Below are 13,074 nucleotides of genomic sequence, written 5' to 3' on the forward strand. Positions count from 1 at the left end.
CACCATAAACATAACATCAAAACCCGCATAGACCCAGAAACCAAAAGAGGCCCCGGTCAAACCGGAGCCTCCAAACGTTTCCACACAGGCTGCAACGGGCCGCCCTTTGTTGTTTGTCCACTATGCGAAACTCAGATCTGCGCGGTGCGCGCCTTCGAGGTGGCATCCAGCGCCCGCTGCGTGGCAGCGTCACGATCATAAACATCGTTGAAATACTGAACCACGCCGTCCTTGTTCGGCCATGCGGTGAAGTAAGCGATGTAGATCGGGAACCTCTGCGGCACGGCGACAGCCTTGTTTTGGCCGGCTGCAATTTGCTTGGCGATATCGTCAGGCGTCGTGTTCAACACGGCCGCAGCCATTGCGCGCGGATCGGCAAGGCGGACGCAGCCATGGCTAAGCGCACGCATATCCTTCTTGAAGAAGCTCTTCTGCGGCGTGTCGTGCATGTAGATCGCATGCGAGTTCGGGAAGAGGATCTTCAGCTCTCCCAGAGCATTGTCGCTGCTCGGCGGCTGGCGCACGGAGATGCTCTTAGTCGAGCCATACCAGTCGACGCTGGAGGACGCGACGGCATGACCGCCGACTTCGACCTGATAGCCCATGCGATCCAGATAGTTCGGGTCGGCACGCAGCTTCGGCAGCATCTCGTTGATGATGATCGACTGCGGAACGCCCCAGAACGGATTGAACTCGACCGTCTGCACCTGGTTTTCGAAGAAGAAAGTCTGGTGCTGCTTGCTGCCGACGACAACCCGCATCGACAGCTGTTCCTGGTTGTTGTTGTAGTAGTAAACCATGAACGCCGGCTGATTGATGAAAACGTAGCGCGATCCGAGCTCGACCGGCAGCCAACGCAGCTGCTCCATCGCAATGATCAGCTTCTGGATCTTCACGTCATTATTCTCGCCGACCATGGCGCGAACCGAGGACGCGCCAATGACGCCGTCAGCCGTCAGACCCTTCTCCCGCTGGAAGTCCTCAACCAGCGACACGAGTTCGGGGGTGTAGTCCGGCGTGCCCAGATAAGCGGAGAAGAGATCGGCATGTGCTTTCTTCAGCGCATCGGAGCCACGGTGCTCAATCGCCTTGACGATGTTGGCCATTTCCGGCGAGCTGCCGCCCGGCTTCAGCGTACCCGTCAGGGAAACCGAAATATGGGTACCATCGGAGCCGGATTCGGCACGCAGCTTCGCAAGCTCGGCCTTAAGCAGCGTGAATTGCTGGTTGGACGGGTTGCGGCTGTTGATATAGGCGGCAACATCGGGGCTCGCACGCAGCACGTCGAGCGCGGCGGTCAGGTTGACGTCCTTGCGCTTGAAATCGTGATAGCCGGAGAGCTTGTTCGGGTCGATGCGGCCACGGACCGTATCCTGGACGAACATCAGCACCTTGGTGGAAAGCGCCAGCTCGAATTGCATGAGGGCGCGATCGCGCATCACAGGATCGGCGCCGGTCGCATCCGCATTCGGTAGCGTCACCGCATAATCCGCCGGGTCGAGACCGACAGAGCCCGCATCGGCAAAAACTGCCATGGCCGCCTTCGCCTTCTCGTTGACGGCGTGATCGGCAACCCAGAGGATCGGCTTGCTCTGATCGGCATAATAGGTCTCGATCGCCTTGGCGACGTCATTGGTCGCCATCACGCGTGCATCCGCCAGATAGCGGCGCTGCGAGATCTCGGTATCGACTGCGCTCGGCGTCGGCGACGCATCGGCAACGGCGCCGGTCACCACCGGATCGGCAAAATGCACCGTCGACACCAGACGCATCGAGTCGGCCTTATAGGTATAGTATTTCGGCGCACTGACGGTCGGCAACGCCTGCTTGGGCTGCCCTGGCTGGTTCGGGTTCAGCATCGTCTGCGCCGGGTTGTTCGGAACAGGAGCCGAAACCTGCGTGCTTTGCTGACGTCCTTGACCGCCACGGATGAAATCCATGAGGGTCATAGCGCTCGCCGACGTCGCGCCGATGGAGGAAAGGCAACAGGAAAGAGCCAGGACGGATGCTGTGGCTTTGGCTGCAAGTTTCATTCTCTAATCAGTCCCTGTATCGTGCGGTAGGTTCGAGCCAGACGGTGCTGCTTCGGTTGGGCCGCGATGTCGAAAACATCGTATACTCACTACTATAAAAACAGCGAGACCCCGCCTTTTGTTCAATGCCTCAACTTCACGTTACGAAGCAGAGACGTTCTCAGCGATTCAATTCACACAAAATTATGAAATTATTGGTTAATCTTTTATTGAAATCGCCCAAAGTTTTTACGCGGATGAAAATTTCGCGTTCACGAATATATGAGGAGCGTGTTAAAAAGAGCACGCTCGGCAAAGCGCACTAAAAACATGATTATTCCAATCACGTAAATGCGCTTCGGTGTTTTCATAAGCACCGTTCGGGCCTATATGGCTGCTATCTATTTCCATAGAAAGCAGGATCAGGAACATGACTTCCACCCGCACCGAAACCGATACCTTTGGCCCGATCGAAGTCGCCAGCGACCGATATTGGGGCGCGCAGGCGCAACGTTCGCTCGGCAACTTCAAAATCGGCTGGGAAAAGCAGCCACTATCGGTCGTCCGCGCCCTCGGCATCGTCAAGCAGGCAGCCGCCCGCGCCAACATGGAGCTCGGCCAACTCGACCCCGCGCTCGGCAAGACAATCGTCGAAGCGGCGCAGGAAGTCATCGACGGCAAGCTCAACGACCACTTCCCGCTGGTGGTCTGGCAGACCGGCTCAGGCACGCAGTCCAACATGAACGCCAATGAAGTGATCTCGAACCGCGCAATCGAGATGCTCGGCGGCATCATGGGCTCGAAGAAGCCGGTGCACCCGAACGATCACGTCAACATGAGCCAGTCGTCGAACGACACCTATCCGACGGCCATGCACATCGCCTGCGCCGAGCAGATTGTCCATCATCTGCTGCCGGCCCTGCGGCACCTGCACGCAGCGCTGGAAAAGAAGGTCGCGGACTTCGCTCATATCATCAAGATCGGCCGCACCCATACACAGGACGCCACGCCGCTGACGCTCGGCCAGGAATTTTCCGGCTATGCCGCGCAGGTCGCCTCCTCGATCAAGCGCATCGAACTGACGTTGCCGGGCCTTTGCGAACTCGCCCAGGGCGGCACCGCAGTCGGAACCGGCCTCAATGCGCCGATCGGCTTTGCCGAGAAGGTCGCGGACGAGATCGCCAAGATCACCGGCCTGCCCTTCGTCACGGCCCCGAACAAGTTCGAAGCGCTGGCTGCCCATGATTCCATGGTCTTCAGCCATGGCGCGATCAATGCCGCCGCCGCCGCACTCTTCAAGATCGCCAACGATATCCGCCTGCTCGGCTCTGGCCCACGCTCCGGTCTCGGGGAGCTGGCGCTGCCGGAAAACGAGCCGGGCTCGTCGATCATGCCGGGCAAGGTCAATCCGACCCAGTGCGAGGCGCTGACGCAGGTCTGCATCCATATTTTCGGCAACAATGCCGCCCTGACCTTTGCCGGTAGCCAAGGTCATTTCGAGCTCAACGTCTATAATCCGATGATGGCCTATAATTTCCTGCAGTCGGTACAGTTGCTCGGCGATGCTGCCGTCTCCTTCACAGACAACTGCGTCGCCGGTATCGAGGCCCGCGAGGACAACATCAAGGCCGGCCTCGAGCGCTCTCTGATGCTGGTAACCGCACTGGCGCCGAAGATCGGCTACGACAACGCCGCCAAGATCGCCAAGACGGCCCACAAGAACGGGACGACGCTGAAGGAAGAAGCTCTGGCGAGCGGATTGGTATCCTCGGAAGAATATGACGCCATCGTCCGTCCGGAAACAATGATCGGCCCGAAGTAAGCCAAAGCAGAGACTCGTTAATACGGGCAGGCATCTCCGAATATTGGCGGGATGCCTGTCTGTTCAGCCAAGGCTAGCGAACGCTTGCTGTCTCCGCCTTGTCTTGCCTTGGGAGCACAGCCCTTCTCTCCGGCATCCGCGAAACCATGTCTGTGGCCGTGATGACGGTCGCGGGATCGATGCTGGCAAGAATTTCCTTGTGAAAGGCGTGCTTCAAGTAGCCGCCGTGGACCACAGCAAATAGGCCGACAGCGGCAACGAGCGCCGCGATAGCCAGCGGCGAAATGTGGTGGTGATTGTGGGAGATATCCATGATCTCAATCCCTTGGCTTCGGGCCTTTAGTCTTCAGGACAGCGAGCTTGTCTGCCCTACCCGTGTTGAGATCTATTTGCGCCTTTCCCACCCGTCTTTGAAGTCGGCAATTTCGACACCGATCGTCTACGCCGCATTGACAATCTACCTATCGAAATCGCGAGGCGCTTTGCAGCCGATTGCATTTGGCGCGAGCCGGATTTAGACCACCTCCAAACATTTTCCTCCGCCATCCGGCTTGAAAGGTTCCCCATATGGCTGACGATCTATTTCCCCTCGGCGACGACAAGACCCCCTATCGCAAGATTTCGGGCGACTATGTTTCCGTCGACACCTTCAAGGGCCAGGAAATCCTGACCGTCGATCCTGAGGGCATTCGCCTGCTCGCTGAGACGGCTTTCGCCAACATCAATCATCTGCTGCGCCCCGGCCATCTGAATCAGCTCGCCTCGATTCTGGAAGATCCGGAAGCCACCGACAACGATCGCTTCGTCGCCTACGATCTGCTGAAGAACGCCAATATCGCCGCCGGCGGCGTGCTTCCGATGTGTCAGGACACCGGCACCGCCATCATCATGGCCAAGAAGGGCCGCCGCGTCTGGACCGAAGGCGGCGACAGCGGTGCGATGGCCAAAGGCGTGCTCGACGCCTACGAGAAGAAGAACCTGCGCTACTCGCAGCTTGCGCCGATCAAGATGTTCGAAGAAAAGAACACCAAGAACAACCTCCCGGCCCAGATCGACATTTACGAGGAAGGCACCGACGCCTACGAATTCCTCTTTGTCGCCAAGGGCGGCGGCTCGGCCAACAAGACCTTCCTCTATCAGGGCACGCCATCGCTGCTCACGCACGACCGCATGATCGATTTCCTCAAGGAGAAGATCCTTACGCTCGGCACCGCAGCCTGCCCCCCCTATCATCTCGCCATCGTCATCGGTGGCACCTCGGCCGAGATGAACCTCAAGACGGTCAAGCTCGCCTCGACGCGATATCTCGACTGTCTTCCCACGGAGGGCTCCGAAAGCGGGCATGCCTTCCGGGATATCGAAATGGAGAAGGAAATCCACAAGCTCACACAGGGCCTTGGCGTCGGCGCGCAGTTCGGCGGCAAATATTTCTGCCACGATGTCCGGGTTATCCGCCTGCCCCGTCATGGTGCCTCGCTGCCGATCGGTCTTGGCGTCTCCTGCTCTGCCGACCGCCAGGCCAAGGGCAAGATCACCCGCGACGGCATCTTCATCGAGCAGCTCGAGACCGATCCGTCCAAGTACATGCCTGAGATCGACGAGGCGAAACTCTCCGAATCGATGGTTCGCATCGATCTCAACCGGCCGATGGCCGACATCCTGGCCGAGCTGTCGCAGCATCCGGTCAAGACGCGCCTGTCGCTCACCGGCACCATCATCGTCGCGCGCGACCTAGCGCATGCCAAGATCCGCGAACGCCTGGAAAAGGGCGAAGGCATGCCGGAATATCTGAAGAACCATCCGGTCTACTATGCCGGCCCGGCAAAGACGCCGGCCGGCTACGCCTCCGGTTCCTTCGGCCCGACGACGGCAGGCCGTATGGACAGCTATGTCGACCAGTTCCAGTCGTTCGGCGGCTCCATGGTCATGCTGGCGAAGGGCAATCGCTCGCGCGCCGTGCGCGAAGCCTGCAAGACCCATGGCGGCTTCTATCTCGGCTCGATCGGCGGCCCGGCAGCCCGGCTTGCTCAGGACTGCATCAAGAAGGTCGAAGTATTGGAATATCCAGAACTTGGCATGGAAGCCGTCTGGAAGATCGAGGTCGAAGATTTCCCTGCCTTCATCGTCATCGACGACAAGGGCAATGACTTCTTCCAAGAGCTCAATCTGGGATAAAGACTAGCCGTATCTATATGTTCCATCCAAAGAGGGCGCCAATAGCGCCCTCTTCTGTAAAACCAGTTTCAATTCTATTTATTTTTGAATAAAGCTGTAGTGACGGGGGATTTTTCATAACCATCTCCTTAATATTTTTTCAAAGAATCTCTGCATAAGTAAAAATAGGAATTAACCAATACATGTACGGAGCTCACCGATGAGTACGGCGATTGCGCCCAAGGCGCAAATTCCCGACGTGGCAGGGCAGATTACCTACGCCATGCGATCCATGGGGGTCGCACCGATTCCGCGGAATTACGAACTTTTCTATGAAGCCTATATCGGCTCCAATTCCGCGCTAACCCGTGAATTGGCAGCTCTTGGCAACAGCGCGACGCAGGAAGAATTGGACGATATCGGCGCCAAATACTTTCCACGCCATGCGGGCCGCATTTTCGACGACGCTCACGCCCGCCTGTCTGTCGAACTGGATGCCGTTCTGCGCGCGTTGAAACAGGAGCAGCTGACACTCGATAGCTACAACCGGCTTCTCGGCGAGACCTGCGAGCGCATCACCTCGAGGAACCACAACGGCGCAGATCTGCTGCGCAGCGCCATAGACATACTGACTGCCGCCACCGGCGATACGATGGCCCAGGGCGAAAAGGTCGTTGAGAACGTCGCCCAGCGCAGCCAGGAAATGGATCAGGTGCGCAAGGAGCTGGACGAATATAAGCGCATAGCCAACACGGATGCCCTGACGCGGCTCTCCAATCGCCGCGCGTTCGAGGATCGGCTGATCTCGATTTTCGACAACCAGCTGACCCGCCCGACGACGGCGCTCGTTCTGGCCGATGTCGATCATTTCAAAAGGATCAACGACACCTACGGTCACCCGGTCGGCGACAAGATCCTTGCGACCGTAGCCTCAGTCATTCGCGCCAATGTCCGGCGGGAAGTCTTCGTCGCTCGTGTCGGCGGCGAGGAATTTGCTTTGATCGTGGAAGGCACTACGGCGGAAGAAGCCATGACGATGTGCGAGCGCATCCGCCGCGCGCTGGAAACGACGCCCTTCAAGAATTCCCGGACGAAGGTCGATTACGGTCCGATCACCATATCGCTCGGAATCTGCATGGCTTCGGAAGCGGCCAATTCCGGCGAACTCTACAACAAGGCAGACCTCGCGCTCTATTGCGCCAAGAACGCCGGTCGCAACTGCTGCAATGTCTATCAGGACGGCATGCAGAAGGACTTCACGAAAAGTTGGCTCATTTACAAGAACTAAAAGTGAAGCCAACCAACCGCCGGCGCAGCTTTCCCAGGCAGCCCGGCGGTTTTGTTTACCAGAGTGTCTTCGCCGCCCGCGCCGGCCATTCCCGATCGTAGGTTTCCTGATCGAAGTCGCCCTTTGCCGCCTTGAGCATCACGCCAGGGCTCGGCAGGCTCGCGGGATCGGCGAAGCGCTCCGCATTCCAGAGCTCCGCCCGCATCACCGCCCGCGCGCACTGGAAATAAACCTCATCGATCGTGATCACGACGACGCAGCGCGGATGTTTGCCATCCATCGCGAAGCTCTCGAGCAGGCCTGGCTCGATGGAGATGACGGCGCGGCCGTTGAGCCGCATCGTCGTGTTCGACCCAGGAACCAGGAACATCATCGCCACCCGCGGGTCGCGCACAATGTTCTCGAGGGAATCGACGCGATTGTTGCCTCGCCAATCCGGAAGAAGAAGCGTCCGCTCGTCCTCTACACGGACGACGCCGCCAAGGTCACCGCGCGGTGAACAATCCAGCCCTTCCGGCCCGACGGTTGCCAGCGCCATGAAGGGCGAAGCTTCGATCATCCGTCGGTAAGGCGGCGTCAGTACCTGCGTTACCTTGGTGATCGATGCCTCGCCAACGCCGCCATAAAGCGCTCTCAACTGCTCGACGGACGTAACGATACCCATGCTGCCTCGCATTCTTTTCCGCGGTGATCTGCCAAAAAATCCGGTGCAGCGCGCGCCTTGCTACGAGGAGCGCCGAACCGGGGTCCGGTAAATGGATAGCACTGTCCCATCGTCGCTTTCGAGAGATTTTTCCGTTTTGACCACTTCCGAAAGGAAGCCGTCGATCGCCTCGAACACGGGAGCAGCGCTGACGATGCGCCGGTGCCCGAAGCCATTGGCCCAGAAGAGGCGAACATGCTCTCCTTGGGCGGCATAGGCGCGGGCGTGATCGGCACTCACCTCCTTGTCGTCCTCGGCATGGATGACCAGCACGGGCCGGCTTGGATCGAGTACGCCGTGTGGTTCGTCATAGGCGGTAAGCGCCCTGCCCGTAATCCGCCCGACTTCCGCCTCCAGTTCCGTCTGCACCTGCGGGCGAAGTCTCATGAAGCGACCGAAATCCCTGAACAGCCATCGCATGGCGCTCGGCGCTCCGATGAGCACCAGCTTCTTCGTCTCGATAGCATCTATACGAGGCAGGAAACCCGCGGAGGCCAGTGCCAGGCACGCGCCGCCAAAAGAATGCCCGATCGCGGCGTCGAAGGCGCCGAAGCGTATGGACGCGGCCGATATGGCCGATATGGCGAGGTGCACATTGAGAAAGCGACCTGCCGAGCGGCCATGCCCCGGAAGATCGAGCGAAATCACTTCCGCTCCGGTACTTGCAAGGAAAGCCGTCAGCTCCGACATGTATTCGCTGCTGGAGCCCCAGCCATGCACAACGAGGTAGCGCTTGCGCGGCCCCTTGGCTCCGCCGTTGAAACGATAGGCCATGGCGCGGCCGCCCGGGAAAGGCAGCATGAACTCCTCTGCCACGACCAGCCGCTCTCGGCCCTCCCTATGAGCGGTTTTCGCCTTGGAACCGCGCGGTCTGCGTGAGGGCGTAAGGCAGAACAGCCTGAATGCGACCTTGCCGGCGAGCTTCGGTGAAAACCTGCCGAGACCGGACAATCCCGACCGGGTGACCTTGAGTGCAAAGGATGGCATAGTGGGAATCCAAGAAAAATGTTCAACTATGAACAATAAAGTACAACGATGAACAAAAATCAATCCCTTCCTTGGGACCATCCGCGTTTTCGAAGCTGGATCGCCGTGGCGCGCGCCTGCCAGTTGATGCAGCAATCGCTGGCGCGGGCATTGGCACATCTCGACATCAAGCCGCCGCACCTCGACATTCTGGTCAACCTGTTTCGCTTCGAAGGCATCTCGCAGCAGGAACTCGCCCGCAAGCTGCTGGTCGGCCGCTCAAATATGAGCATGCTTTTACCGCAGATGGAAAAGCGCGGGCTGATCGAACGCCGCGGAGACAAGCAGGACAAGCGTGTGCTGCGCCTCTATCTGACGGCGGAGGGCCGCCGCGTCACGGAAGAAGCCATGACCATTCAGACCGCCCTCATCGACCGCATGATGTCACATGCGCCAGTCGAAGAGTGTGAAATCATGACCGCACACATGGAGCGGGTCGTTACACTGTTGATGCAGGACGAACGCGAGCCGCTGGAGACGGTGGGCGATCAGTGACCGCCCGTCGAGCGCGACGATGGGACAACCCGCGACAGTGACGCGAACTCCCATATCGCTACGACGACCAGCACTGCTGTGGCGAGAATGCCGAGCTGGTAGACCACGACCATCGGCAATGTGAGGAGCAGCAGCGCCAGCCCGCCAAGACCCACCATATGCGACAGCGGCGGCCGGCCAGTAGTCACACCCTTGAACCAGAGGTTTCCTAGCAGGAAGACCGCCGGGCCACCGAGAAGAGCCGCTGCAGTACGCATATCTGCGGCGCCGTGCGGATGGGCAAACAGGAACTCGTCACCGACGACGCTCAGCATGATGCCGGCGAGAATCGGAATGTGAGCATAGGTGAACGCCTGTCGTGCCAGGCTTCCCGGCGTGTCGTCATGCTCGATACGGTGGACGGCCCGTTCGTGGCCGAACTGGAAATAGATCCACCAGAGAGCGACCGTGCCGACGAAAGCAGTGATGAACACGGCGACGATCAGCGGCGTCACCGGCTGCTCGGCAAAGGTCTTGCCGGCCTGCAGAACGGCTTCGCCAAGGCAGATGATGATGAACAGCGCGCAGCGTTCCGCGAGATGCGCGCCCGAGACGTTCCAGTCCGCCGTCGTCGACTTGCCAAGGCCGGGCACGCGGAAGCCGAGCGCAGGCGCCGAATACTCGATCACGAGGGCGATCAGCCAAAACATGACCCGCGTCTCGCCTTCCATCAGCGCCCCTGCGATCCAGAAGATGGCGGAAAAGACAAGCCAGCTGGTGATACGCAGGAAATTGCGATGATTGGCCTTGCTGGCGTTCTTGAGCGCGTAGACGGTGAACAACGACCGGCCGACCTGCATGAAGACATAGGCGCCGGCGAAATAGATCCCCTTCTCGCCAAAAGCTTCGGGGATCGAGGCGGAGAGAATGAGCCCGGCAAACATCAGCGTGAACAGCATGATGCGCACGGGCATTCGATCCGGGTCCAGCCAGTTCGTCACCCAGGCGGTAAAGACCCAAACCCACCATACCGCGAAAATCAGCATGATGGCTTCCAGCCCGCCCAATGGCGTGAAATGTTCCGCTAGGGTATGGGCAAGCTGCGAAATCGAGAAAACGAAGACGAGATCGAAAAACAGCTCGACGAAAGAGACCTTGCTCTCGTTCTTGCTGCCCTTGGCGCGAAGCCAGTTTTCCCTACCCCCAAGGATCATGCCTGCGCCCTTCTTTCCGTTGATGGCGATTGTGCTAGTGCGGCCTTCCGCTCGGGTCGCGACTGAGACCCTTTTCCTTCAATTCGGCTTCATAAGCCGCGAAAAGCGCACCGCCCTTCTCGCCGAGTTCGCGCAGATAGGACCATGTGAAAATGCCCGTATCATGCATGTCGTCGAACCCGATGCGCACAGCGTAGTTGCCAGTGGGCGTCATCGACATGATGCCTACATTGCGCTTGCCCGGCACGGTAACCTTCTGGCCCGGTCCATGCCCCTGCACCTCGGCCGAAGGCGATAGCACCCGCAGCATTTCCGCCGGCAAATCGAAGCTTGCGCCATTGTCGAATGTCACTATGAGGTGATGGCGGTCCTTCGATACCCGCAATTCGGTCGGCCAAACGTCGCTCATCGGTTTTCCCATGCCTTTCAGTGTCTTTCCGAGAATTATGCCGCTGCTCGTTCACACGCAAGTGTATTCGAAAAGCATTTTCCTTGACGCAACAATCGCCTATGCCCACATTAGCAGTATATGGAGGCATGAGTGAACAGCATCGTCGGCAACATAGGCAACGCATCGCAGCTTCGGTCGGATGCGGGCCCCATGATGGACCCTTTCGGGCGCGCCGTTACCTATTTGCGTGTTTCAGTCACTGATCGCTGCGACTTCCGCTGCACATACTGCATGGCCGAGCACATGACCTTCCTGCCGAAGAAGGATCTGCTGACGCTCGAAGAGCTCAACCGGCTCTGTTCCGCCTTCATAACCAAGGGCGTTCGCAAGATCAGGTTGACCGGTGGCGAACCTCTGGTGCGCAAGAACATCATGTTTCTGGTTCGCGAGCTCGGCAAGCAGGTGCAGGACGGCGCGCTCGATGAACTGACGCTGACGACAAACGGCTCGCAGCTTGCCCGCTATGCCGACGAACTCTACGATTGCGGTGTGCGGCGCATCAACGTCTCGCTTGATACGCTCGATCCGGATAAGTTCCGCACCATCACCCGCTGGGGCGATTTCACCAAGGTGATGGAAGGTATCGACGCAGCGCAGAAGGCCGGCTTGAAGATCAAGCTCAATGCCGTGGCCTTGAAGGACTTCAACGAGACGGAAATTCCCGACCTGATGCGTTTTGCTCACCGCCGGGGCATGGACCTGACCGTCATCGAGACGATGCCGATGGGCGAGATCGAGGAAGATCGTACCGACCAGTACCTGCCGCTCTCGCAGTTGCGCGCCGATCTCGAGCGTCAGTTTACGCTAACCGATACCGCCTATCAGACCGGCGGCCCTGCCCGCTATGTTGAAGTTGCCGAAACCGGCGGACGGCTCGGCTTCATCACGCCGATGACCCATAATTTCTGCGAGAGCTGCAATCGCGTGCGGCTCACCTGCACCGGCACGCTCTACATGTGTCTCGGTCAGAACGACGCGGCCGACCTGCGCACGGCGCTGCGCGCGACGGAAGACGATGCGCTCCTTCACGCTGCAATCGACGAAGCCATCACCCGCAAGCCGAAGGGCCACGACTTCATCATCGATCGCACCCATAACCGCCCCGCAGTCGCGCGCCATATGAGCGTCACCGGCGGCTAGCCAACATCGAGAAAATCAATGCGGCTTGAGCTCCTTCGCAATGCGACGCTGAAGATCAACTATGGCGGCCATGTGCTGCTGATCGATCCCCATTTCGCGCCGCGCCACAGCCTTCCCTCGTTCACCGGTCGCTCTCCCAATCCGATGACAGAATTGCCGCGCTCGATCGACGATATCCTCCAAGGCGTCGATCTGGTGATCGTCTCGCATCTGCATACCGATCACTTCGATTCGGTGGCGAAGGAGCGGGTCCCGAAATCGCTGCCGATCCTCTGCCAACCCGGCGATGAAGGAAGCATTCGAGATGCCGGTTTCACCGGCGTCACGCCCCTATATGAAGCGACCACCTGGAATGGCTTGACGATCACACCGCGGCAAGGCAGCCATGGCCTCGGGCAGGTTGTCGAGAAAATGGGACGGGTCATCGGCTTCACGCTGGAGGCAGCCGGCGAGCCCACCGTCTATTGGGCAGGCGATACCGTGTTTTATCCGCCCGTTGCCGAGACGATCCAACAGGTTTCCCCGGATATCATCGTCACCCACTCCTGCGGCGCGCGCTGGGATGGCGATCTCATCGTCATGGATGCGGAGCAGACCGTCGCAGTCAGCCGCCTCGCGCCGCATGCAATCGTCATCGCAACCCACATGGAAGCGCTCGACCACGCCACGATTACGCGGCAGGACCTTCGCCAGGCTGCGAATGCGGCAGGTATCAATCCCTCGCGCCTGCTGATCCCCGCCGATGGCGAAACACTCCAGCTGGACAGATAGTCCGAGCGAACGTCGTCAG

At 59.2% G+C, this 13,074-nt stretch carries 12 protein-coding genes; 6 read left to right on the forward strand and 6 right to left on the reverse strand.

The features are described 5' to 3' along the window. Positions 1 to 131 precede the first annotated feature (131 nt). On the reverse strand, positions 132 to 2,033 hold the full coding sequence (locus tag GA0061102_RS27040) for a L,D-transpeptidase family protein (RefSeq protein WP_092854969.1): 1,902 nt from the start codon (positions 2,031 to 2,033) through the stop codon (positions 132 to 134). Positions 2,034 to 2,442: 409 nt separating this feature from the next. Between GA0061102_RS27040 and fumC the strand changes: the two genes are divergently transcribed. Next, positions 2,443 to 3,834, forward strand: coding sequence for a class II fumarate hydratase (fumC, locus tag GA0061102_RS27045; protein ID WP_092854971.1), 1,392 nt, complete (start codon positions 2,443 to 2,445; stop codon positions 3,832 to 3,834). Positions 3,835 to 3,907: 73 nt separating this feature from the next. Here the strand turns inward: fumC and GA0061102_RS27050 are convergent, their stop codons facing one another. Continuing rightward, positions 3,908 to 4,147, reverse strand: coding sequence for a hypothetical protein (locus GA0061102_RS27050; protein ID WP_092854973.1), 240 nt, complete (start codon positions 4,145 to 4,147; stop codon positions 3,908 to 3,910). A 254-nt stretch (positions 4,148 to 4,401) separates the two neighbouring features. On the opposite strand from GA0061102_RS27050, the gene GA0061102_RS27060 reads away from it, so the two are divergent. Both GA0061102_RS27060 and GA0061102_RS27065 read left to right on the forward strand, forming a co-directional pair. After that, positions 4,402 to 6,009, forward strand: a complete 1,608-nt coding sequence (locus tag GA0061102_RS27060) for a fumarate hydratase (protein WP_092854977.1) — start codon at positions 4,402 to 4,404, stop codon at positions 6,007 to 6,009. Between the two features lie 199 nt (positions 6,010 to 6,208). Beyond that, positions 6,209 to 7,276, forward strand: a complete 1,068-nt coding sequence (locus GA0061102_RS27065; RefSeq protein ID WP_092854979.1) for a GGDEF domain-containing protein — start codon at positions 6,209 to 6,211, stop codon at positions 7,274 to 7,276. Between the two features lie 55 nt (positions 7,277 to 7,331). Here GA0061102_RS27065 and GA0061102_RS27070 read toward each other — a convergent pair whose 3' ends face one another. Together GA0061102_RS27070 and GA0061102_RS27075 are read right to left on the reverse strand one after the other, a co-directional pair. Continuing rightward, positions 7,332 to 7,940 carry a pyridoxamine 5'-phosphate oxidase family protein gene (locus GA0061102_RS27070; protein ID WP_092854981.1) on the reverse strand — a complete coding sequence of 203 codons (609 nt, stop codon included), beginning with the start codon at positions 7,938 to 7,940 and terminating at the stop codon, positions 7,332 to 7,334. A gap of 60 nt (positions 7,941 to 8,000) precedes the next feature. After that, entirely contained in the window at positions 8,001 to 8,966 is a 966-nt protein-coding gene (locus GA0061102_RS27075) for an alpha/beta hydrolase (RefSeq protein ID WP_092854983.1), read from the reverse strand. Positions 8,967 to 9,014: 48 nt separating this feature from the next. Here GA0061102_RS27075 and GA0061102_RS27080 point away from each other — a divergent pair, with 48 nt between their 5' ends. Further along, positions 9,015 to 9,500 carry a MarR family winged helix-turn-helix transcriptional regulator gene (locus tag GA0061102_RS27080; protein ID WP_092854985.1) on the forward strand — a complete coding sequence of 162 codons (486 nt, stop codon included), beginning with the start codon at positions 9,015 to 9,017 and terminating at the stop codon, positions 9,498 to 9,500. Here GA0061102_RS27080 and GA0061102_RS27085 read toward each other — a convergent pair. Both GA0061102_RS27085 and GA0061102_RS27090 read right to left on the reverse strand, forming a co-directional pair. Beyond that, positions 9,494 to 10,693: a low temperature requirement protein A gene (locus GA0061102_RS27085; protein WP_092854987.1), complete on the reverse strand. Its 1,200-nt coding sequence runs from the start codon at positions 10,691 to 10,693 to the stop codon at positions 9,494 to 9,496. The genes GA0061102_RS27080 and GA0061102_RS27085 overlap by 7 nt on opposite strands. A 34-nt stretch (positions 10,694 to 10,727) precedes the next feature. Continuing rightward, positions 10,728 to 11,102 (reverse strand): gamma-butyrobetaine hydroxylase family protein, encoded by a 375-nt coding sequence (locus GA0061102_RS27090; protein ID WP_092854989.1) that lies wholly within the window; start codon positions 11,100 to 11,102, stop codon positions 10,728 to 10,730. Between the two features lie 192 nt (positions 11,103 to 11,294). Between GA0061102_RS27090 and moaA the strand changes: the two genes are divergently transcribed. Together moaA and GA0061102_RS27100 are read left to right on the forward strand one after the other, a co-directional pair. After that, positions 11,295 to 12,284 carry a GTP 3',8-cyclase MoaA gene (moaA, locus tag GA0061102_RS27095; RefSeq protein ID WP_425348570.1) on the forward strand — a complete coding sequence of 330 codons (990 nt, stop codon included), beginning with the start codon at positions 11,295 to 11,297 and terminating at the stop codon, positions 12,282 to 12,284. Between the two features lie 18 nt (positions 12,285 to 12,302). After that, positions 12,303 to 13,055, forward strand: a complete 753-nt coding sequence (locus tag GA0061102_RS27100; RefSeq protein WP_092854993.1) for an MBL fold metallo-hydrolase — start codon at positions 12,303 to 12,305, stop codon at positions 13,053 to 13,055. The last annotated feature ends 19 nt before the right edge of the window (positions 13,056 to 13,074 follow it).

The sequence above is a fragment of the Martinezella miluonensis genome (assembly GCF_900094545.1).
Classification (GTDB): Bacteria; Pseudomonadota; Alphaproteobacteria; order Rhizobiales; family Rhizobiaceae; genus Rhizobium; species Rhizobium miluonense.